Source organism: Galbibacter sp. (assembly GCF_048266365.1).
In the GTDB taxonomy this organism is placed as follows: Bacteria; Bacteroidota; Bacteroidia; order Flavobacteriales; family Flavobacteriaceae; genus Galbibacter.
On the sequence record NZ_JBLWZP010000004.1, the window covers coordinates 382,432 to 404,082 of the forward strand.

22 protein-coding genes are annotated in these 21,651 nt (G+C 38.1%); 11 read left to right on the top strand and 11 right to left on the bottom strand.

All coding sequences use genetic code 11. The annotated features are described in order from the left end of the window. Window positions 1-110: 110 nt before the first annotated feature. A complete protein-coding gene (locus ACN0TV_RS08880) occupies window positions 111-488 on the top strand; it encodes a DoxX family membrane protein (protein ID WP_417362164.1) in 378 nt (125 codons plus the stop codon). 78 nt (window positions 489-566) lie between these two features. On the opposite strand, the gene ACN0TV_RS08885 is transcribed toward ACN0TV_RS08880, so the two are convergent. The 6 genes from ACN0TV_RS08885 to ACN0TV_RS08910 all read right to left on the bottom strand — a co-directional run bounded on the left by ACN0TV_RS08885 (window position 567) and on the right by ACN0TV_RS08910 (window position 7,448). Then, window positions 567-1,046 carry a hypothetical protein gene (locus tag ACN0TV_RS08885; RefSeq protein WP_417362166.1) on the bottom strand — a complete coding sequence of 160 codons (480 nt, stop codon included), beginning with the start codon at window positions 1,044-1,046 and terminating at the stop codon, window positions 567-569. Window positions 1,047-1,107: 61 nt separating this feature from the next. Then, window positions 1,108-1,377, bottom strand: a complete 270-nt coding sequence (locus ACN0TV_RS08890) for a hypothetical protein (protein WP_417362167.1) — start codon at window positions 1,375-1,377, stop codon at window positions 1,108-1,110. A 279-nt stretch (window positions 1,378-1,656) separates the two neighbouring features. Then, window positions 1,657-2,031 carry a hypothetical protein gene (locus ACN0TV_RS08895; protein WP_417362169.1) on the bottom strand — a complete coding sequence of 125 codons (375 nt, stop codon included), beginning with the start codon at window positions 2,029-2,031 and terminating at the stop codon, window positions 1,657-1,659. A 79-nt stretch (window positions 2,032-2,110) separates the two neighbouring features. After that, on the bottom strand, window positions 2,111-3,100 hold the full coding sequence (locus ACN0TV_RS08900; RefSeq protein ID WP_417362171.1) for a Gfo/Idh/MocA family protein: 990 nt from the start codon (window positions 3,098-3,100) through the stop codon (window positions 2,111-2,113). Next, on the bottom strand, window positions 3,084-4,811 hold the full coding sequence (locus ACN0TV_RS08905; protein ID WP_417362173.1) for a sodium:solute symporter: 1,728 nt from the start codon (window positions 4,809-4,811) through the stop codon (window positions 3,084-3,086). Before ACN0TV_RS08905 ends, ACN0TV_RS08900 begins: the two co-directional genes overlap by 17 nt. A 111-nt stretch (window positions 4,812-4,922) precedes the next feature. Continuing rightward, on the bottom strand, window positions 4,923-7,448 hold the full coding sequence (locus ACN0TV_RS08910) for a PIG-L family deacetylase (protein WP_417362175.1): 2,526 nt from the start codon (window positions 7,446-7,448) through the stop codon (window positions 4,923-4,925). Between the two features lie 295 nt (window positions 7,449-7,743). On the opposite strand from ACN0TV_RS08910, the gene ACN0TV_RS08915 reads away from it, so the two are divergent. Beyond that, the gene (locus ACN0TV_RS08915; protein WP_417362177.1) at window positions 7,744-8,397 is read left to right on the top strand and encodes a TrmH family RNA methyltransferase; all 654 of its coding nucleotides are present in this window, start codon (window positions 7,744-7,746) and stop codon (window positions 8,395-8,397) included. 15 nt (window positions 8,398-8,412) lie between these two features. On the opposite strand, the gene ACN0TV_RS08920 is transcribed toward ACN0TV_RS08915, so the two are convergent. The 4 genes from ACN0TV_RS08920 to rlmH form a co-directional block, all read right to left on the bottom strand. Further along, window positions 8,413-9,180: a carboxypeptidase-like regulatory domain-containing protein gene (locus ACN0TV_RS08920; RefSeq protein ID WP_417362179.1), complete on the bottom strand. Its 768-nt coding sequence runs from the start codon at window positions 9,178-9,180 to the stop codon at window positions 8,413-8,415. 170 nt (window positions 9,181-9,350) lie between these two features. Then, the gene (locus ACN0TV_RS08925; RefSeq protein WP_417362181.1) at window positions 9,351-11,120 is read right to left on the bottom strand and encodes a DEAD/DEAH box helicase; all 1,770 of its coding nucleotides are present in this window, start codon (window positions 11,118-11,120) and stop codon (window positions 9,351-9,353) included. A 198-nt stretch (window positions 11,121-11,318) separates the two neighbouring features. Then, the gene (locus tag ACN0TV_RS08930) at window positions 11,319-11,888 is read right to left on the bottom strand and encodes a non-canonical purine NTP diphosphatase (RefSeq protein WP_417362183.1); all 570 of its coding nucleotides are present in this window, start codon (window positions 11,886-11,888) and stop codon (window positions 11,319-11,321) included. Between the two features lie 25 nt (window positions 11,889-11,913). Beyond that, entirely contained in the window at window positions 11,914-12,387 is a 474-nt protein-coding gene (rlmH, locus tag ACN0TV_RS08935; protein ID WP_417362185.1) for a 23S rRNA (pseudouridine(1915)-N(3))-methyltransferase RlmH, read from the bottom strand. 210 nt (window positions 12,388-12,597) lie between these two features. Here rlmH and nadC point away from each other — a divergent pair, with 210 nt between their 5' ends. The 4 genes from nadC (at window position 12,598) to priA (ending at window position 17,387) form a co-directional block, all read left to right on the top strand. Continuing rightward, window positions 12,598-13,455 (top strand): carboxylating nicotinate-nucleotide diphosphorylase, encoded by an 858-nt coding sequence (gene nadC, locus ACN0TV_RS08940; protein WP_417362187.1) that lies wholly within the window; start codon window positions 12,598-12,600, stop codon window positions 13,453-13,455. 1 nt (window position 13,456) lies between these two features. Next, window positions 13,457-14,398 carry a YihY/virulence factor BrkB family protein gene (locus ACN0TV_RS08945; RefSeq protein WP_417362189.1) on the top strand — a complete coding sequence of 314 codons (942 nt, stop codon included), beginning with the start codon at window positions 13,457-13,459 and terminating at the stop codon, window positions 14,396-14,398. 39 nt (window positions 14,399-14,437) lie between these two features. Then, complete coding sequence (locus ACN0TV_RS08950; RefSeq protein WP_417362191.1) at window positions 14,438-14,863, top strand: DUF2147 domain-containing protein; 426 nt, start codon at window positions 14,438-14,440, stop codon at window positions 14,861-14,863. A gap of 61 nt (window positions 14,864-14,924) precedes the next feature. Continuing rightward, window positions 14,925-17,387: a replication restart helicase PriA gene (priA, locus tag ACN0TV_RS08955; protein ID WP_417362193.1), complete on the top strand. Its 2,463-nt coding sequence runs from the start codon at window positions 14,925-14,927 to the stop codon at window positions 17,385-17,387. Here the strand turns inward: priA and ACN0TV_RS08960 are convergent, their stop codons facing one another. Next, window positions 17,388-18,080 (bottom strand): LytR/AlgR family response regulator transcription factor, encoded by a 693-nt coding sequence (locus tag ACN0TV_RS08960; protein ID WP_417362195.1) that lies wholly within the window; start codon window positions 18,078-18,080, stop codon window positions 17,388-17,390. It abuts the gene before it with no gap. Between the two features lie 211 nt (window positions 18,081-18,291). On the opposite strand from ACN0TV_RS08960, the gene rpsF reads away from it, so the two are divergent. From rpsF to hisS, 5 genes are all read left to right on the top strand, one after another. Then, complete coding sequence (gene rpsF / locus ACN0TV_RS08965; RefSeq protein WP_008991038.1) at window positions 18,292-18,630, top strand: 30S ribosomal protein S6; 339 nt, start codon at window positions 18,292-18,294, stop codon at window positions 18,628-18,630. Between the two features lie 5 nt (window positions 18,631-18,635). Then, window positions 18,636-18,935 (top strand): 30S ribosomal protein S18, encoded by a 300-nt coding sequence (gene rpsR / locus ACN0TV_RS08970; protein WP_008991037.1) that lies wholly within the window; start codon window positions 18,636-18,638, stop codon window positions 18,933-18,935. A gap of 13 nt (window positions 18,936-18,948) precedes the next feature. Then, window positions 18,949-19,401: a 50S ribosomal protein L9 gene (rplI, locus tag ACN0TV_RS08975; RefSeq protein ID WP_417362198.1), complete on the top strand. Its 453-nt coding sequence runs from the start codon at window positions 18,949-18,951 to the stop codon at window positions 19,399-19,401. A 99-nt stretch (window positions 19,402-19,500) separates the two neighbouring features. Continuing rightward, the gene (locus ACN0TV_RS08980; protein WP_417362225.1) at window positions 19,501-19,971 is read left to right on the top strand and encodes a DUF6495 family protein; all 471 of its coding nucleotides are present in this window, start codon (window positions 19,501-19,503) and stop codon (window positions 19,969-19,971) included. A 113-nt stretch (window positions 19,972-20,084) separates the two neighbouring features. Further along, window positions 20,085-21,458 (top strand): histidine--tRNA ligase, encoded by a 1,374-nt coding sequence (gene hisS / locus ACN0TV_RS08985; protein ID WP_417362200.1) that lies wholly within the window; start codon window positions 20,085-20,087, stop codon window positions 21,456-21,458. The last annotated feature ends 193 nt before the right edge of the window (window positions 21,459-21,651 follow it).

Here is a 21,651-nt window from a genome sequence, read left to right on the forward strand (position 1 = left end):
TAAATTTATATTTACAAACATTTTTTATTGTATAGATATACTGGTTAGTAGATAGTTGTGTATATTTATAGTGTAAAATTTGCTCACTAATCATATAAATTAATTGACCTATGCCTAAAAAAATTCTATTTGTAGTTTCCGTATTATTTGGCCTTATGTTTATCAACGCGGGATTAAACAAGTTTTTAAACTATATGCCCGTTCCAGAAGATTTGCCAGCTGAACTCGTCAATGATATGGTGGCCATGTCAGAAATCATTTGGCTTTCTCCACTGACAGGACTCGCTGAAATTATTGGAGGATTATTAATTATTTTTCCTAGGACGCGCGCGCTTGGAGCTCTGATAATTCTACCCGTTTTTGTTGGGATTGTCCTGACCAATACTTTGGTTGAAACCTCTGGTTTACCCTTGGTGATAGTTCTAGGAGCGATCCTAGTTTGGATCTTTATTGACAATAAAGCCAAATACAAAGCATTATTTCAATAACAAAAAAAAGCACCCCTAACCAAAGAAGCTCAGGCTTCTCGGTTTGGGTGCTTTTCCAACCATGAACAATGCAATTCTTTAGCTTCGCAAAGAATTAACCTTGCTTACTAAATTTTCTACCGCATTCTTGTAATCATCCGCTTTTGACATATTTCCAGTGTTCTCGTCATAGATTTCAATAGTAATTTTATCGCCATCTTTTGGTGATATGTTGAGAATAATTTTATCGATAATACTTTGATTCGATGGGGAGGTATAATGGCTATAATCGGCTTTGATAATCTTAAGGTTATTGATATCCCATAGATGCTGTTGTGTGATCTTAGACTTTAAAACTTCAAGATGTAATAGCTTTTTAGCATTCGTATCTAAAATAAAATTCTGATTCCCCAGATCGTCATAAAGATCAGTGGGGTTTAACTGATTTTGTTCTATTAAGCTAGCTGTTAATTTTTCAGTTTTTCGTGCGCTAGCTTTTGATTTTACGATGGCGTAAATAATTGGAATTGCAATGACTAGTATTAATGCAATTCCGACAAGAGTGGCATTAGAGCTCATATTATTTTGATATAAATGATTTTTTAAAATGTTTTAATGTTCTTCGATAAGCATCATTTCTTTATGTGAATCCATGAAAAGGAAATAATAGTGCAATGACCCCTAGGGTGCTTTGATGTCCATTATAATGGATACCACAGGTAGCATTGTTTGGTAGTGCAATGTGTGCGATATCGCTAATGGGAATAAGTTGTGATAATGCACCTGGACTGTTGGACTGTTGATACGTATTAAAATGAGCGTTAAGGGGTTCTAATCCGAACTGTTGTGTAGAATTTGTAGGACTTAGAACCACTGTGTTATCCTTGCTCCAAGTTTGGCTGCAATCCATGGCTGTGCTACTCTTTGTGCCATAGAATTGGACCACCAAAAGTAATAACAAACCGGTGAAGTGATTAAAATTACGAGTTTTAAGGCAATACATTTTATCAGACTACATTAAAAGTGAAAGCAAAATCGAGACAGCTTTGTAGGGCCTTAGCCGCAGCATGGGTCTATTGATTTGCTTTGATTTCGATCAAATGGTAAAACACCCCTGGTTCTTTTGCAGTTCAATGCAGAACAATATGGCGTATTTCAAATTTATGATGTTACTAAATGATCTCTGGGCTTAAGAAAAGCCGTGGTAAGGAAGTAAATGTTGTATGGTTTTGTTTTTTGCCCAAATGCTAGAAAGTTCTAATTCCTTGTTGTCCTTGAGCGAAGTAGTATTTAAAGGTGGATTGGTAAACTTAACAACTGCCTGAAACGGTCTAATTAAATTTGGTATTTTTGTATTAACATCAAACTCACTATAGATGTTTGTATAGGCTTGGAATTGAAATTGTATCGAATTCCGAGATTGTAAATTGCTATCCTGTATTGTTTGATCGGTAATAGCGTCCTCAGCATTTCCTTGAAACGTAGAAGCTTCATAGGATAAATTTGCGAGAATAAACGCCAGTATGATGGCAACTAATACGCTATGTACTTTTCTTAAAAACATGGGGCAAATATACTGCTTATTTGTTTTAGGAGCGCTTAGAACTTTACAAATTAAAAGTTTGGGCTCTAGTCAAGGTGGCTCACTCCGAATAGCTAAGTCCTATAATTTCTTTAACCTTATCCATGGTTTGTATAAGATTTTTACTAAACTCAAAAGATGCAACAGGACTTTCTGTTTTTCCTCTTCTTAATAAATCATTGAAGTGTAATATTTCATAACTATAGCCTAAGGTGGTTACTCCAAAGTCTTTTGTGGTTTCTTTGCCTTTATCATCAATGAAAGTCACTGAAGTTGGCTTGTGGAACGAAGAGTGCAATATAATTTTACCTCTTTCGCATTGAATTATTCCTTGAGTAGGGGTCTTTTCCAAAATGGTAGAGTACAGCTGTGCAGTTTTCCCTTCTTTATAGTGAAATTTCATCCGGCATTCAGAATCCGCTCCGGTTTCAAAAAATTGCGCTTTAGCTTCTATGTGTTCAGGGATTCCCAAAACGCTCAGGGCTAAAATAATCGGGTATATTCCAATGTCTAATAAACTTCCTCCTCCTAGTTGTTTGTCAAACAGTCTTGATGTGGCATCAAATTCTGGAGCAAAACCGAAATCTGCTTCAACCGAAAGAACCTCCCCGTAAGCTCCGGTAGATAAAAAGGAAAGCACCTCTTTATAATGTGGTAAAAAGCAAGTCCAAAGAGCTTCCATTAAAAGAGTATCCTCTTCACGGGCTGTCTGTATCATTTGATCGACATCAGCACTGTTGAGTGCCAAAGGTTTTTCACAGAGCACCGCCTTTTTTTGTCTTAAACAATCAATAGTATAAATTTTGTGAAAAGCGTGAGGTGTTGCAATATAGATGGCATCCACCTTAGGGTCGTTGATTAGATCCATATAGTTCCCATAAGCGACCTTTGCTTGATGTGCCTTTTTAAACGCTATTGCTTTATCCAAAGACCTAGAGGCTACGGCATATAACTGCGCGTCCTTAACTGTGGCAAGATCACTTGCGAATTTCGTGGCAATATGGCCAGGGGCAAGGATTCCCCATTTGATTTTTTTACTTTTTGATGACATTAGCTGATCGATTTATGAGTTCAAATAATAGGGCTAAAATGATAACCAGAGCACAGCCTATAAAATTAAGCCACATATAACCCAATTTCTCTTCACCTGTGTCATATTGGTAAATGGCAAAATAATACGTTAAAATGACTAGTATCTGTGTGATAATCGCGGCGACAAATACAGCGTTTCCACGAATGAATTTGATGAAAAACGCAATGAGGAATATACCTAAAACGTTACCATAAAATATGGATCCGATGATATTAACCAGTTGGATGAGGTTATCTAAAAGGGTGGCAAAACTAGCAAAGAAAATCGCGATAATTCCCCAAGCAAGAGTAAACCATCGCGTCGCATTTAAATAATAACGTTGACTGTGAGGTTCCTTTTGTTGCCTTTTAAATAAGTCCATTGTAGTGATAGTTCCTAAAGCATTGAGTTCAGAAGCAGTAGAAGACATGGCCGCTGAAAAAATAACAGCTAGCAACAATCCGATTAGGCCGGTAGGGATATTATTAAGTATAAAGTGAATAAACACGTAATCTTTATCATTAGTTTCAAGATCCTCATCTACCTTCTGTATGAGTTCTCGAGCGTCCTTTCTGTTCTGACGTTCTTCAACATTGATATCGTGAATTTTGTTTTTTGCAGACATGATTAATGCGTAATCCTTCATGTCTAACATAGCAGAAAATCGTTCTTGGGCAATTTTCTTCTCTTTTTCTAGCACCAAGTGGTTTTTTTCCATAGTCTGGAACTGCAGTGCATATTCTGAATTCTGTACCGCCTCAACTGCGGCTGGATTAAAGTTTAGCGGAGAGTGGTTGTACTGGTAGAATACGAATACCATTACTCCAACTAGAAGAATGAAGAATTGCATAGGAACCTTTAATAGACCATTAAAGATAAGACCAAGCTGGCTTTCTCTGACCGATTTTCCAGAGAGATAGCGCTGAACCTGACTTTGGTCTGTACCAAAATAGGCTAAGGCTAAAAACAACCCCCCTGTTATACCACTCCAGAAGGTATAGCGGCTTTGGAAATCTAAAGAAAAATCTAAGATGTTAAGCTTGTCATTAGCTCCTGCGATTTTGAGAGCTTTGCTAAAGTTGATATCATCTGGCAAATAACTCATTACCAAATAGAATGCGGTAAACATCCCCACCATAATGACAAACATTTGTTGTTTTTGAGTGACGCTTACGGCTTTGGTGCCACCCGATACGGTATAAATGATAACAAGAATCCCAATGATGATATTCAGGGTGCCTATTTCCCATCCCAGTACTGCGGATAGGATTATAGAGGGGGCGTAGATGGTGATTCCAGCTGCGAGTCCCCGTTGAATTAAGAATAATATGGCTCCTAATGATCGAGTTTTTACATCAAATCGAGCTTCTAAAAACTCATAGGCAGTATAGACTTTAAGCTTGTGGTATATGGGTATAAACACCATACAGATAATAATCATAGCGAGGGGAAGTCCAAAATAGAATTGAACAAATCCCATTCCGTCATGGAAAGCTTGCCCTGGAGTAGATAGAAAAGTGATGGCACTGGCTTGGGTAGCCATAACGGACAGACCGACGGTCCACCATTTGGCTTGTTTGCCACCCAGGATGTAGTCATTAACATCTTGGCTTCCTTTAGTCTTCCAATACCCGTAGACTACAATAAAAGTCAATGTGCCTACTAAAACAATCCAATCGATTAGTTCCATAGGGGACTTACTTGTTAGAGAACATTATTAAATAAAAAACAAAAATATAAATAGCATTTAATACCAACACAAGGGTATAAGCGCGTTTCCATTCAAATTTGCTTAGCATGATCAGTTATTTAATGAGTTCATGTTCATTTTTTCTTGCTTTCCAATGGATAGCATATTGGCTAGCAGCTTGTATGCACCACTAACCCCTGCAGGTAATTCTCTAAAAAAGCTCAAACCCGTATAAATATAGTAACCTTTTCCATAAGAAGCCACCAAAAGACTTCCTTCTTTAGGACTTTCTCCAGGATCGCTCATGGCTAGTATAGGATGAAACTCTTTTGACCAATTATCCGCAAAGTACAAACCTCTCTCTTGGACCCAACCTTCAAAATCTTCCGCAGTAATTTTGTTCGGACTATGGAGTATTGGATGCTTAGGATCTATAAAGCTTACCGGTGCATTTTCATCAGTTACGCGTTCTCTAGATAGCTCGAGTAGGTAGGGGGCTATATTCAACGGCCCTTTGGTCCCGCGACTCACGGTGTTATATTGGACAATTAGATTTCCTCCATTTTTCACAAAATCAAATAAAAGATGTTGTTTGAATTTTAGGGTTTTATTAATGTTATAAGCTCTAATGCCTATAACTACGGCATCATAATTTTCAAGTACCTCTGCGTTGATATTCTGGGCATCTATCAAATCGACCTGATAGCCAATTTGTTCTAAACTCTCAGGAACTGCATCTCCAGCTCCCATGACATATGCGATGCGTCTACCCCGGATTTCGATATCAGAACGCACCACTTTTACACTGGGATCCAATAAAACACTTTGATTTGGGATATGTTGGTAATTAATGGTATTTAATTCTTTTGAATAGCGTTTGCCGTTAATGTCAACCACTGGTGTAATCTTCCCGGTACTTTCATTTTTTGAAGGAATTACATTGAAGGTTACGGTTTTTACCTCTCCTTTATTAGGGATCACAGCTACTTGTTTGTTTGGGGTTACTTTCCAGCCCTTGGGGGCTTTTAGAGTCACTGTTGCGTTGATGTTGTTAGTGGCGGAGCTTATTGACAAGGATAAGGGCTTTGGCTGTTGATCTGCAAAGACCATTACCTTATCGGCAGCATTTACGGTAACCTGAGGTAATATCTCAAAAGGTTGATAACGTTCTCCTTTATCTGGTTTTGCATATTTGTAGACCACAGCGGTATTGAATTCTATTGGAGTCCCTTGGATGGTAATGGTAACCACTGTAGGTAATGCTGCTGGTGTGCGCGCTTTACCTCGAAGTAGTACAGCGGCCTCATACATGCCTAGGCTACTAGGTTTATTGAGCCAATAGGGATTGGAATAGTCACTGTCTTGAGGGATTGTATAATCTATAGTGAAGGTCTCTAATTGGTTATTTCCAAGGGTTCTGCCTGGTTTGAATTCTTTATTATTTGGAAGGATGGTAAGCTTTGAGAACTCCATCTGCACTTCAGATCTATTTAGAAGACTTGCTTGTATTTGGATCTGAGTACCTGGAACCGCAGCAGCAATAGCAGTGGTGGTCTCCATAAAAAGCCCGCTACAGGCTGCTATGATTTTTTTGATTTGTTTAAGTTTTACAGTGCGCCAGTGATCGTCTTCTAAATTGTCAATAAGCTTATAAGCCTTGAGTAGTTCTGGAATATGTACTGCTGGATTCGCAAAATTAAAATGCTCCTCTATGGGTAGGAGTAGTTTTTCGATTTCTTCACCTCCTTTGACTCGGGTCCAGCGGGTATTGATACCATCGAAGATTTTAGTGCCACCCAATTCCCCTCTTAGAAGTTCTAAGTAATCTTGATCAGTTCCCCTGAAGGTTAATCCTCCAAATCCTTGACTCAAATGTTGGCTTCGTGCAAGGGATGCAATTTCATTGTTACTTTTACCTAGATTCGGATAGTAAGTACCGACATCTACGGAGATCATAGATGATTTATCGGCAGCCTCGAATTTCTCCTGACTACCATAAAACCACCACGAGGTATTGAAAAATAGTTTCTGCGGTTGCCAAGTATCTGTATATTTAAGTTGGTCAGAAAACTGCTTTTTATCGTTCGCTTTATCGAAGGCCTCCATGCTTAACATCGCAGAGGCCGTATGGTGACCATGTGTAGTTCCAGGGCTTCTGTGATCGAAACGATTGATGATCACATCGGGTTTGAAATTTCTGATTACCCAGATTACGTCAGATAGCACCTCGTTTTTATTCCAAATAGTTAGGGTTTCATCAGGGTGTTTGGAATAGCCAAAATCGTTTGCCCGTGTAAAAAATTGTTCACCACCATCAATAGTGCGCGCCGCTAGAAGTTCTTCGGTTCTCAGTACACCAAGGAGTTCTCGAAGTTCAGGTCCAATAAGGTTTTGACCCCCATCGCCCCGAGTTATCGATAAATAGGCCGTACGTGCTTTAACACCATTGGAAAGGTATGATATTAGTTGGGTGTTCTCGTCATCGGGATGTGCTGCTATATATAAAGCTGTGCCTAAAAAGTTTAGTTTCTGTACCGCCTGATAGATTTCTGAGGAGGTGTATGTTTTTGGCTTTTGGCCGTAAGTAAGAAGTGTACATAAAAATCCAATAATAAGAATGGATACTCTTAAAAACATGCTCGTTTATTTAGGTGATCTTTCAAATATAGAAAGAATAGTTTTTTGTTAACGCGTTTTAGATAAAAGTTATCGTCAAGCCCTTAAATTACCACAACATTTAGACCAAATTGACAATAATTATACAGAGTTTCATGTATAAGTCTTGCCCATGGCTTTGGTGGGTTTTTAAAATTGTGTCAAAATATTGTAATTTAGTATATCGACGAGTGTAGTTCTACCAGAATCAAATCAGCGCTCCGGGCTACCTCACAACTTTCTTTAGCTAAAAGAGATGACAAAAAAATAGTTCCATATGCCAGAAAAATTACTTGATTATTTAGAAGGATTTATTACCCCAGAGCGCAAAGAGCGTATCAATGAAATCCTTTTAAGACGTACCTATCATATTGCAGTGTGTATTGAGGATGTCTATCAAATGCATAATACCAGCGCTGTTATTCGAAGTTGCGATGTCTTCGGGATTCAACAGCTTCATGTTATTGAAGAACAGTTTGGGAAGCGATTGGACAAAAACATTGCTATGGGTGCTGAGAAATGGGTGGATGTCCATCGCTATGAAACAGCGGAGAATTGTATTGCCCTATTAAAATCAGAGGGTTATAAAATAATTGCAACAACTCCACATCAGACCAGTTTCCCTTTAAAAGATTTTAATATTAGTGAAAAGTCGGTGATTTGTTTCGGTACTGAGAAATCCGGGCTTTCCCCAGTGATTATGGATCAGGCTGATGGGTTTATTCACATTCCAATGCAAGGGTTCGCTGAGAGCTTAAATATCTCTGTGTCTGCTGCAATCGTTCTACACGAACTTCGATCGCGATTAAATCAATCCAAGATTTCCTGGCAATTAAGTAAAAAAGAATTTGAAGCCAAACGCATTGATTGGACAATGAAATCCATCAGAAGTATCGATGATATCATGAGGAGATTCAACAGTGATAATTAATCTTGGGTATTCTCCTTACTTGTTTCTGTTGAGAACTTTGTATTCTTCGTAGCAGTTGCTAATGGCGTCAAGTATTTGTAGGTCATTAGCAGTTTCGATAAAGCTATCTGAGTAATTACAGTTTCTCAAAATATCTTCTATGTCTACCTTGTCAACTTGTAGTAAAGCCATCAAGGTTTCTCTATCAAATTTTGATGCAAGCAAGCCACGGATTTTATCATCTTCCTGCATTTTACGCAATTTCCGCATCTGCTTTGGTTTTTTGCCAAAGAGGTTGTGGAGAAAGTCCGCGGGGTTGAAAATGGATCCCAAAATATTCGAAAAGGCATTCGGGTTGTTGCTTCCTGCTTCGTATCCCATGTTTAACCCTGAGATACTATAACGTGCCGATTGATTAATAGGGATGTTTTTGGAATCGATGTCTAGATATCCAGTTAGTTGGTAAGGACGAACTACGACTTCTTCTAAGGCAAATGCCAGTTCTGTCAAACCAATCTTAGTATTTTGATATTTAAGCATATCATTGGTGACTCTCACCTTGACAGCTTTGTAACCGAGATAAGACAAGTAAAGCGTGTCATTAACCCTGGCAGTAATATTGAATTGTCCTTCTTGATTGGTAATAGTGCCAATGACCTGATTCAGGTTTAAAACGTGTACATTCCCCATGACAGATTCGTCTGAAGTATTAAATACGACTCCTTGGAGTTCGCCTGTGGTATCATCTTGCGAAAAACCGATACCAACAGTTAAGAGAATCAGTAAACAAATTAATTTTTTCATTGTTTCAAACATACTAAAAAAGTATTCCTGAGCCTAAACATAATGTGGTATTTAATAGTAAGTAACTTCGTTTTTTGAGTTTAAGCAAAATTAGCAATATATGGTGGGCTAAAAATAGTAAACAAAAGCAAAAAATGCGCCTGACAGACGCATTTTTAATTTATTATTAACTAAAACCTTTTTTTAGGTTTTCCTTTTCCCTTGTGACCGTGGCCTTTGGGTTTGAAGTTTCGATCTTTACCCTTACCGAAGTCGTTTCCGCCTTTATTGAAGTCCTTTCCACCTTTTCTGTGTCTTCCGCCACCGCCGCCACCGCGACCGCCTCGAGATCTGTTCTCATGAGCGTTTTTAGAAACCTCCACATTGATAAAGCGACCGTCTAGCTTGAACTCAGAGAATGTCGCTAAGACGTTTTCAGTGTGTGTAGCATCGGTATTAAAAAAGGAAAAGCTTTCCTTAACATCAACTTTGAAAACGTCATCTTGTCCAAGACCTAAATGTTCTTTTAGGAAATCCTTTAAGATCATCCAATCATAACCATCTCTTGAACCAACGTTTATAAAGTAGCGCACCTTACCTTCTGATGAATAATTTTCGTCATTGCTACTGCTATTGCCAGAAACATTGATGTCTACAGCTTTTTTATAGTACTCAGCAAAACGTCCAAATTCAACAGAGACCATTTTTTTGATCAATTCTTCTCGGTCAATTCCCTCTAAAACATCCTGAATTGCAGGCAGGTAGTTTTCCACCTCCTTGTTGACTTCAGTGTTTTTGATTTTACTTGCCAAATGATACAATTGAATCTCGCAAATCTCTTCTGAAGTAGGGATCTTTTTAGATTCAAACTTCTGTTTGATAATACGCTCTATTGCACTGATTTTGCGAATTTCACTTTTGGTAACAATTACCATAGAGATACCAGATTTACCGGCACGTCCTGTACGGCCACTTCTGTGGGTATAGGTTTCTATTTCGTCTGGTAACTGATAGTTGATAACATGGGTAATGTTATCTACGTCAATACCACGAGCCGCTACATCTGTAGCAACCAACATTTGTATTTGTTTGTTACGGAAAGCCTTCATGACCATGTCACGTTGATTTTGACTCAAATCTCCGTGTAGTGCACCAGCATTATATCCGTCTTCAATAAGTTTTTCAGCAACCTTTTGGGTGTCTCTTTTCGTTCTACAGAATATTACTGAAAAGATATCCGGATTTGTATCCGCTAATCTTTTTAAAGCCAGGTATCTGTCTCTTCCGCCAACAACATAGTACTCATGTTGTACACTATCAGTTGAGGAATTTTTAGTACCAACAGTAATTTCATGTGGTTGTCTCATGAATTTCTTAGCGATAGCTGAAACTTCTTTTGGCATAGTAGCCGAAAACAACCAAGTATTTTTCTCTTTAGGAGTATGAGATAGAATTTCTTTAATATCTTCATAGAATCCCATGTTCAACATCTCATCGGCCTCATCTAAAACACAGTACTGTATTTTAGAAATGTCGACCATTCTTCTGCTGATCATATCCTTCATACGACCCGGAGTAGCCACAATGATTTGTGTTCCTCTTTTGACCTGACTTGCTTGCTCAGTAATGCTAGCACCACCATAAATTGCAGTGACATTCAGGGAAGGACAATATTTTGCGTATTGTTTTAATTCATTAGCGATTTGTAAACAAAGCTCGCGAGTTGGCGATAATATAAGCCCTTGTGTAGTTTTGCTTTTAATGTCGATCTTTTGAATCATAGGAAAGCCGAAAGCAGCCGTTTTTCCTGTTCCTGTTTGTGCCAAGGCCACGATGTCTGTTTCTTGGCTTAGTAGGACCGGAATAGCTTTCTCCTGTACCTCAGACGGCGACTCAAAGCCCATATCGTGAATGGCTTTTAGTAGCTGTTCGTTCAGTCCTAATTGTTCAAATTTATTCATATATGTGTTTAAAATAAGGGCGCAAAGGTAATCTTAATTATTGGATTCTTAGGTATTTATAATTATAAATATTCGAATTAAATGCTTGAAGCTCACTTTTGCAACTTATTGAGACTTAATTGCTTGTGCGAGTCTTGTTTTGAAATAACTTGAAAAGTAGTTTGTGAATGCCTGAAATTTACCCCAATAATAGTGTGATTACTTTAAAAAAATGGCCAGTTTTTGAAATGCGATTCCGCGGTGACTGATATTGTTTTTTTCACTTGGGGAAAGCAGCGCGAAAGTCCTGTCAAATCCATCAGCAATAAAAACAGGATCATACCCAAATCCTCCACCGCCTACGGGCTCTTCTGTTATTTCGCCATTGACAATTCCTTCAAATTGCGTTAACTCTCCATTAATTATGAGGGCTATGACGGTTTTAAAACGAGCTGTTCTCTGATCCTTGTCTTTTAACTCATGTAATAATTTCGCTATATTGTTTTGCGTATTGTTATCCTCACCGGCGTAGCGTGCAGAATAAACACCAGGAGCATTATTAAGAGCCTTGACCTCTAAGCCTGTGTCATCCGAAAAACAATTTAAATGATAGCGATCCCAAACGTATTGAGCTTTAATCACAGCATTTTGTGCTATGGTGTCTCCCCATTCTTCAATAGGTTCGTCGCAGCCAATGTCTGAAAGGCTTACAATTTCTAGATGTGGAGGAAGTATAGCTTTGATCTCAGCTAACTTGTTCATGTTATGGGTGGCAAAAACTAATTTCATAATTTTTTATTTGATTAGAAACGTTTTAACGATGATGATAAGGTTCGTTTCTTAATATAGTAAATCCTCTGTATAATTGCTCGATAAAGAACAATCGGATCATTTGATGAGAAAAAGTCATTTTAGAGAGTGATATCTTCCCTTGCGCTTTTTGATAGATCTCATCTGAGAATCCAAAAGGACCACCAATGACATACACCAATTGCTTGATGCCGCTGTTCATTCTTTTTTGCAGCTCGGCAGCAAAATCCACGGATGTAAATTGTTTTCCATTTTCGTCCAATAGGATTAGCATATCGCCAGCTGTGATTTTAGCCAATATTTGCGCGCCCTCCTTTGCTTTTTGCTCTGACTCAGAAAGGTTCTTTGTTTGTTTGATGTCCGGAAGGATTTCTATGCTGAAATTTACATAATGAGACAAACGTTTGGTATATTGTGCTATGAGATCAATAAGGTTTGCGTCATCTGTTTTCCCGACTACAATGAGTTTAATATTCATGGGGTAAATTTAGGAAACTCCTGGGGAAATGTAGTAATGACTAGGTTTAAAATTGCCAAGAAATAGGCTGTTGCAATGTTGAGGTGGTAAGTATGCAGAGCCAGATGCGAACAAATATGCTTTGATCCTCTTGCTTTGATAGCGCATTGATATGAAATGAGTAGGTTTAGCTCCCTAATATTTTTTTAACTTAGCGAAAAAATAAATACAATGATATCAAAACTTCAATTTGAAAAAGAATTGGATTTAATAATAGCCAATGCCATTCGCGAGGATGTAGGAGATGGAGATCACAGTTCTTTAGCTTGTATACCTGCAGATGCACAAGGTAAGGCACAATTATTGGTAAAAGATAGTGGGATTCTAGCAGGGGTAGCCTTCGCGAAAATGGTCTTTTCCTATGTGGATCCAAACTTGAAATTGGAGGTGATGTTGGAAGATGGCGCTACGGTCAAACCCGGCGATGTCGCCTTTTATGTTGCGGGAGCTTCCCAATCCATTCTAAAATCGGAGCGTCTGGTGCTCAATGCCATGCAGCGAATGAGTGCTATAGCTACTAAGACCGCTAAATATGTTAAAATACTCGAGGGCACCGGTGCTAAAATATTGGACACCAGAAAAACTACACCCGGAATACGAGCATTGGAGAAGTGGGCGGTAAAAATAGGAGGCGGAGAAAATCACCGATTTGCACTCTATGATATGATTATGCTCAAGGATAACCATCTTGATTTTGCAGGAGGAATACCTCAGGCAATTCAAAAAACTAAGGCCTATTTGAAAGCGACAAACAAGGACTTAAAAATCATTGTAGAGGCTAGAAATTTAGAAGAAGTACAAGCTATTTTAGATGCCGGTGGGGTGCATAGGATCTTATTGGATAACTTCAATTATAAGGATAGTAGAAGGGCTGTGACCCTAATAGGGGATCAGTGTCAAACAGAGTCTTCCGGAGGAATAGATGAATCTACCATTCGTCTTTATGCAGAATGTGGCGTTGACTATATTTCCTCAGGAGCCCTTACGCACTCAGTATCTAATTTGGACCTAAGTTTAAAAGCCCTATAGGATGTCCATAGAAATAGAAGATCGCTTAGCCAAAATTCCTGTAATAAACCACCTGGTGCGTTTACTTAAAAATATAAAGCTCCCTGGGTTTGAAGGGTTGTCGATTTATGATTTGGCTGAGATGTATTTTATAGGGGTTATCAAAGGAGCTTTAACCAATAGAGCAAGTGCGATTTCCTATAGTTTTTTTATGGCGCTCTTTCCATTTTTGCTATTCATTCTAAACTTAATTCCATATGTGCCCATTGAAGGTTTCCAGGAAGATTTTATCATTTTTATTGAAAGTTTACTTCCTCCACAAACAGCACTGTTTTTTGATTCTATAATTAGAGATATTGTAAGTAACCAAAGAGGAGGACTGTTGTCTTCTGTTTTTTTCTTGTCCATCTTATTAATGGCCAATGGTATCAATGCTATCTTCGGAGGTTTTGAAACTTCCTACCACTCCGTAAGTACTAGGAATATGGTAAAACAATATTTTGTAGCTGTGGGTGTGGCAATGCTGATGGCGATTGTCTTTTTAGGATCTGTGATTGGCTTTATCGCGTATGAATTCTACATTGGGCAACTGATCAACGATCTGGCCGCGAGTTCTAATGGAGGTATGTTTGGTTTAGGAGATACATTAGGGATACGACTTGGGCGATTTTTCTTCTTTGTTTTGATTACATTATTTACCACTGCAATGCTGTATTATTTTGGAACAGCAGAAGGGAAACAGACCAATTTTTTCTCACCTGGGGCCGTCATGTCCACAGTGCTGATCATACTGACCACCTATTTTTTTGGAATTTATATTGAAAACTTTTCACAATACAATCAGCTGTACGGTTCCATTGGTGCCTTGTTGATTCTAATGCTTTACATTTGGTTGAATTCAAATATATTGTTGCTTGGTTTTGAACTTAATGCTTCTCTTAGAAGTTTAAGAAGAAATTTTTAACTTTAGATAGATTATGCGATACACTAAAACTATAAATTTATGAAAACGATATTGAGTTTAATGATACTAATGTTTATTGGGACTGTACATGCACAGTCGGTTACCGGTTTATGGATAACCATTGACGATGATAGCGGAGCCGAAAAATCCTTAGTTGAAATTTATGAAATGGATGGCAAAATCTATGGTAAGGTCAAAGAGATTTTGAATAAGGATAGAGCTGGTATAGTGTGTGATCGTTGTAGTGGTGAAAAGAAGGATCAACCTGTTCAAGGTATGGTTATTATTGAAGACATGAAAAAGGATGGTGAGGTGTATAGCGAGGGTACCATATTGGATCCAGAAAAAGGAAAAGAATACAAATGTAAACTTTGGGTAGATCAGGATAATCCAAATATCTTAAATGTACGAGGGTATATCGCGTTTTTATATCGCACTCAGTATTGGAAAAGGGTGGAGGAGTAACAAACCTGTAGCCTTGAACTCGACGCCCTAAAAACCTTTAATAAAAATTCTATAGAATTAAATGCATTTCATTGATGTTATATTACCGATTCCCCTGACCAAAACTTTTGTTTATCAGGTTAGCGAACGGGAGGCAGCCTTTTTGAAAAAAGGAATGCGCGTAGCAGTACCTTTTGGAAAATCCAAAATCTATACCGCTTTGGTGTATGCTATTCATCAAAATGCACCAACGGCCTATAAGGCAAAAGAAATCGATCAGATCCTGGATCGCGTTTCGGTGGTTTCTTGGCAGCAGTTACAGTTTTGGGAATGGATAGCTTCTTATTATATGTGTAGTTTAGGAGAGGTGTTTAAAGCTGCTATTCCTGCAGCCCTGCTTCTAGAGAGCGAGACTATTATTCTTTCAAATAAAAAATTTCAGTGGCAGGGTGAGGACTTTTTCAGCGATGAAGAATCCTTGGTTTACGAGGCCCTTCAGCACCAATCTTCTCTGAAAATACAAGATGTCAGTGATATCATTGATCGGAAAAACGTGTTGCCCATCCTCAAATCACTAATAGAAAAAGAAGTAATACAACTCAAAGAGGAGGTTTATGAGACTTATAAGCCTAAGCTTCTTAGGTATGTAAAAATGCATGAGGATTATAGCTCGGATGAAGCCTTAAGTGCTTTATTGGATACGCTTTCGAGAGCTAAAAAGCAACGGGAGGTAGTTTTAAAACTGTTTTCCATGGAGGCGATGACTAAAAAGCCCATTCTTGTCAAGGAATTAGAGGCCGAGAGCCAAGCGTCCTCGGGGGTAGTAAAATCGCTAATCGATAAGGGGGTGTTACAGGAGTATCATTTACAGACGGATCGTGTGCAATACGAAGGGGAAGAAACTGTTGATAGTAAAACTCTTAATGAATATCAATCTCAAGCACTCACGCAGATAAAAGATCAGTTTGAGACCAAGGATGTTGTTCTTTTACACGGTGTAACTTCTTCTGGTAAGACCGAGGTGTATGTCAAATTAATTGAGCAGGCGATTGCTAAGGGACAACAAGTACTTTATTTACTTCCTGAAATTGCCTTAACTACGCAACTCATTAAAAGGTTACAGCAATACTTTGGGGGTATGGTTAGTGTGTATCATTCCAAATATTCCAATAATGAACGTGTTGAGGTTTGGAACCACATTCTTAAGGCTGATGGTAAAGCTCAGATTGTATTAGGTGCACGCTCAGCCGTTTTACTCCCTTTTAGTAATCTTGGGTTAATCGTGGTAGATGAAGAGCATGAAGTGTCCTTTAAACAATTTGATCCCGCACCGCGTTATCACGCCAGAGATGCAGCTATTGTATTAGGGAAATTACATCAGGCTAAAGTCTTACTGGGAACCGCGACGCCGAGTGTTGAAACCTATCATAATGCACAAAATGGTAAGTACGGTTTGGTTGAAATCAATAGGCGGTACGCCGGAGTGTTAATGCCAGATATTGAATTGACCGATATTAAAGAAAAACACAGAAAGAAACGCATGAAGGGCCACTTTTCAGATCGGTTGATCGAGGCAATAGAAGAGGCTCTAGAACTCGGAGAACAGGTGATACTCTTTCAGAACAGAAGAGGTTATGCTCCGATTTTAGAATGCCAAGAATGTGGGAATTCACCGCAGTGTCCCAACTGTGATGTTAGTTTGACCTATCATCACTATCGTGATCAATTGCGCTGTCACTATTGTGGTCATGCCATGGCTATGCAAAAAAGTTGTATTGCCTGCGGCAGTAGTGATCTGAGTACCAAAGGGTTTGGGACTGAGCAAATTGCCCATGAGTTAGCCGATCTCTTTCCTAAGGCCAAGGTGGGGCGTATGGATTCTGATACCACACGAGGGAAGTATAGTTATGAAAAGCTGCTCACCTCATTTGAACGATTGGAAATAGATATTTTAGTGGGTACCCAGATGCTGACCAAGGGATTGGACTTTAGAAAGGTGAGTTTAGTCGGTGTGATGAATGCTGACAATTTGCTGAACTTTCCAGATTTTAGGGCGCACGAGCGCAGCTTTCAGTTGATTCAACAGGTTTCCGGAAGGGCAGGGCGTACTCAAAAGCGAGGGAAGGTGATCATTCAAACCTACAATCCTTATCATCAAATTTTACAACAGGCATCCGTGAATGATTACCAGGGGATGTTTAAAGACCAGATCAACGAGCGGCACCAGTTTACATACCCTCCTTTTGTCAGGATTATTAAGTTAGTATTCCGTCATAGGGATTACAGTAAAGTGAATGATTCCAGTGATTGGTATATGCAAGCGTTAAAAACGGTCTTTAAGGGTAGCGGAACCCAGGTGTTGGGTCCTGTATTTCCAGCGATTGCTAGGATTAGAAATGAATATTTAAAGAATATAATTATTAAAATCCCAGCTCATCAATCTTTAAATAAGAGCAAACAAGCCATTTTAAAAATTGATAAAAGCTTCCAAGCCATACCCGCTTATAGAAGTGTAAGGATTATATATAATGTGGACGCACAGTAACTAGGTATTGCTAAGTGCCTCTGAGAGGTCTTGTTTTTTGTTTCGGCTCAAAGGGATTTGTTTCCCATTGACTTCAACATTTTTGCTGTTGAACTTCTGTACCTTGTCCAAGTTTACGATGTAGGATTTGTGAATTCTTAAAAAACGCTCCGGTGGGAGTTCGTTTTCAAATGCCTTCATGGTAGAGAGAATTACAATATTAGCATCCTCAGTGACGAGTTTAATATAGTCACCAAGGGCCTCTACCCAGTTGATTTCATTTAAAAATACTTTGCGTTTTTTTAAGTTGCTCTTCACGAAAATGTGGTCGTCATCCTCTTTGGAAGCTACTTTAAGTTTGAAATTGTCCTGAGCTCTCTTTATTGCAGCTTCAAAACGCTCCTGAGTGATTGGTTTGTGTAAATAGTCGGTTACATCGTAGTCGAATGCTTTTAGAGCATACTGTGCGCTACCTGTAATTAAAATTACTTGTGGAGGCTCATTAAGTGCCTCTAAAAGATCAAAGCCATTTACGACAGGCATTTCAATATCTAGAAAAATTAAATCTATAGCCTGTTTCTTGAGACCGTTTTTTGCCTCTATGGCATTACTGTATTCAGCTACCAAATTCAGCATCGGATGATTTTTGATCAACCTGGCTACAGACATCCGCTGGATACTTGAGTCATCTACTATAATACAATTCATTTTCATATTCTAAAATGGTGATCGGTTGGTTTTTAACGTATACAATTTTAATCAAAATACCTCACTGAAGCAAAGAATTGTTGTAAATTGGGGAAATATGTCCGCGAAAAGGGTGTTTTCCACCTTACTTCATCGAAATCTTCAAGCTTCACTTTGTAAATATAATAATTAATTCTACTTTTGCACCCTTAAAAATATTAATAATTTATTCAAGATTATGAATCAATATGAAACTGTTTTCATTCTAAATCCCGTTTTATCTGATACTCAGATAAAGGAAACAGTTAAGAAGTTTGAGAATTTCTTAACCTCAAAAGGGGCCGAGTTTGTAGCGAAAGAAGATTGGGGGCTTAAAAAATTAGCTTACCCTATTCAAAACAAAAAAAGTGGTTTTTATCACCTTTTTGAGTTCAAAGTTGCCGGAGAGGCAATTGAGCCATTCGAATTAGAATTTAGACGCGATGAGCGTGTAATGCGTTATTTAACTGTTAAGTTGGATAAACATGCAATTGCTTGGGCGGAGAAAAGAAGAAAAAAACTTAACGAAAAAGCTTAATTATCATGGCAACATCAATAGAGCAACAAGCAAAAGGTAAAAAAGACGGAGAGATTAGATATCTGACTCCTCTTAATATTGAGACTAATAAAACAAAGAAATACTGTCGTTTCAAAAAATCTGGTATTAAATATATCGATTATAAAGATCCAGATTTCTTATTGAAGTTGGTAAATGAGCAAGGTAAAATTCTTCCAAGAAGATTAACCGGAACTTCTTTGAAATATCAAAGAAAAGTGTCTGTGGCTATCAAAAGATCACGTCACTTAGCACTTATGCCATACGTAGCAGATTTATTAAAATAAAAGGAAGGTAACCATGGAATTAATATTAAAGAACGACGTCGAGAACTTAGGTTTTAAAGATGATGTGGTAACCGTTAAAAATGGTTACGGTAGAAATTATTTGATCCCTCAAGGATACGCTATTCTAGCTACCACTTCTGCTAAAAAAGTATTGGCTGAGAATTTAAAGCAAAGAGCCTTTAAAGAGAAGAAAATTGTTGACGATGCTCAAAAAATTGCTGATCAACTTAAAGGTCTTGAGATAAAAATTACAGCTAAAGCAGGTGTTGGAAACAAACTTTTCGGTTCTGTAACTAACGCTGATCTTTCTGGAGCAATTCAAAAAGAATCAAATGTAGCTATCGAGAAGAAATTTATTAGCATCTTAGGAGGTAACATTAAAGTTGCCGGTCCTTATGAGGCTACTATAAGACTTCACAGAGAAGTAATTGTTGACTTCCCATTTGAAGTAATAGCAGAGGCTTAATTAGAAGAAATTATTTCATCATACGAGGAGGTTGTATAAAAAATTTATTTTTTTGCAACCTCTTTTCGATTTTTGTACACAGATAAATACGGACTTGAAGTGAAGTACAGAAGATTATCAAAAGAGCAATTAGAGGAAATGCATCAAGAGTTTATAAACTTTTTGGCGACTCAATCTATAACTGCAGACGAATGGAAAAGTATTAAAGAAAATAAGCCTGAGGTTGCTGAAGAAGAAATTGATATTTTCAGTGACTTAGTCTGGGAAGGGGTTTTATCCAAAATAGAATACCTGGAAAATATATCAGCCACACAAATGCATTTGTTTCATCTTACTGAAAAGGAAATGAATCTTATTGCCATCCGTGTTGGTCAACCTGGGATAGATTTGAGAACCAAGCATGGCTTTGGATGGTTCAAACAGAACTATATGGGTGAGAACGTAGAAATCATGACCGCAGCTAAGGCATATTCAGATGATAAGTTCGTGGATCGATTTGAACTTATCGAAAAGGGCGCAATAATCACCAAAGGGGAATTATTCCGTTACTTTGACGATATTATCGAATAAGATACAGTCGAATATTAGTACCGCTGGTCATAGGCTAGCATTATAATATATTTCTCAATGCCTTTAAAGAATTAAGGCATAATTTAGTGTAAATCTCCAAACGCATATTTATAATGGCACAAAAACCAAGCATAGCAAAAGGAACTAGAGACTTTGGACCGGAAGAAGTTAGCAAGCGAAACTATATTATCAGCACTATAAAAGCACATTTTGAAACCTTTGGTTTTATGCCTATTGAAACCCCTAGTTTTGAGAACTCGGATACATTGATGGGGAAATATGGAGATGAAGGAGATCGCTTGATTTTTAAAATTTTAAACTCTGGGGATTACTTAGCCAAGGTGGAAGATGATCTTTATCAGAAGAAAGATGCCGGAGCATTGACATCTAAGATCTCAGAGAAGGCTTTACGCTATGATTTAACAGTGCCTTTCGCGCGTTACGTGGTAATGCACCAAAATGAAATTGATCTTCCTTTTAAACGCTATCAAATACAGCCGGTTTGGAGAGCTGACCGTCCACAAAAGGGGCGTTTTAGAGAGTTTTTCCAATGTGACGCCGATGTGGTTGGTTCAAAATCTTTGTGGCAAGAAGTGGAATTTATACAGCTTTATGATGCGGTTTTCAGCAGTCTTGGTGTTGAAGGAGTAACGATCAAGTTGAACAACAGGAAAATACTTTCAGGAATTGCTGAGGTGATTGGAGCCAAAGACAAGCTTATCGATTTTACCGTTGCTTTGGATAAGCTGGATAAGATAGGTGAGGATGGTGTGAAAAAAGAAATGCAGGAGAAAGGTATCACGGCAACTGCTATTGAGAACCTACAGCCCTTGTTTGATTTTAAGGGTAGTAATACTTCTAAGTTAGAAAGTCTTAAAACCATGCTAGCCACTTCTGAGCAAGGGTTGAAAGGGGTGGAGGAACTTAGTTTCATACTTACAGCTACGGATTCTTTAGGTCTAAAATCTGCGAATTTAGATTTGGATGTAACCTTGGCAAGAGGACTTAATTATTATACCGGAGCTATTATTGAAGTTGCCGCTCCAAATACAGTTAAAATTGGTTCCATAGGCGGAGGTGGACGTTATGATGACTTGACCGGGATTTTTGGATTGAAAGATGTTAGTGGTGTTGGTATTTCATTTGGCTTAGACCGAATCTACCTTGTGTTGGAAGAGCTTGGTTTATTCCCGCCTTCGGTTACTACCACTTCAGAAGTTTTGTTCTTGAATTTTGGTCAAAATGAAGCTTTATATGGTCTTAAAGGTGTTAAAGCCCTTAGAGAAGGTGGTGTAAAGGCAGAGCTGTATCCAGATGATGCCAAGATGAAAAAGCAGATGAATTACGCCAATAAAAGAGGTATTCCTTTTGTCGTTCTTGCTGGAGAAACTGAGATGGAACAAGGGACATATACATTGAAAGATATGACTTTGGGGACACAAGATAAGGTAAGTCTAGCTGATATGATTGAGAAATTAAAACGCTAGTATTCTTAATATGATGTATTTTTTTAAATCATTTACAATCTATTGATCCATTGTTAACCCTTAGAATAAGGATATATCACTTATATTGTAGATTTTTGTTTTGTTAACCAGACGGTATAAACTACCCAACCACGCATAGCGATGGATTGGGTTTTAAACCTGAAGCTAGATGAGCAATAGCGCAACACATAGC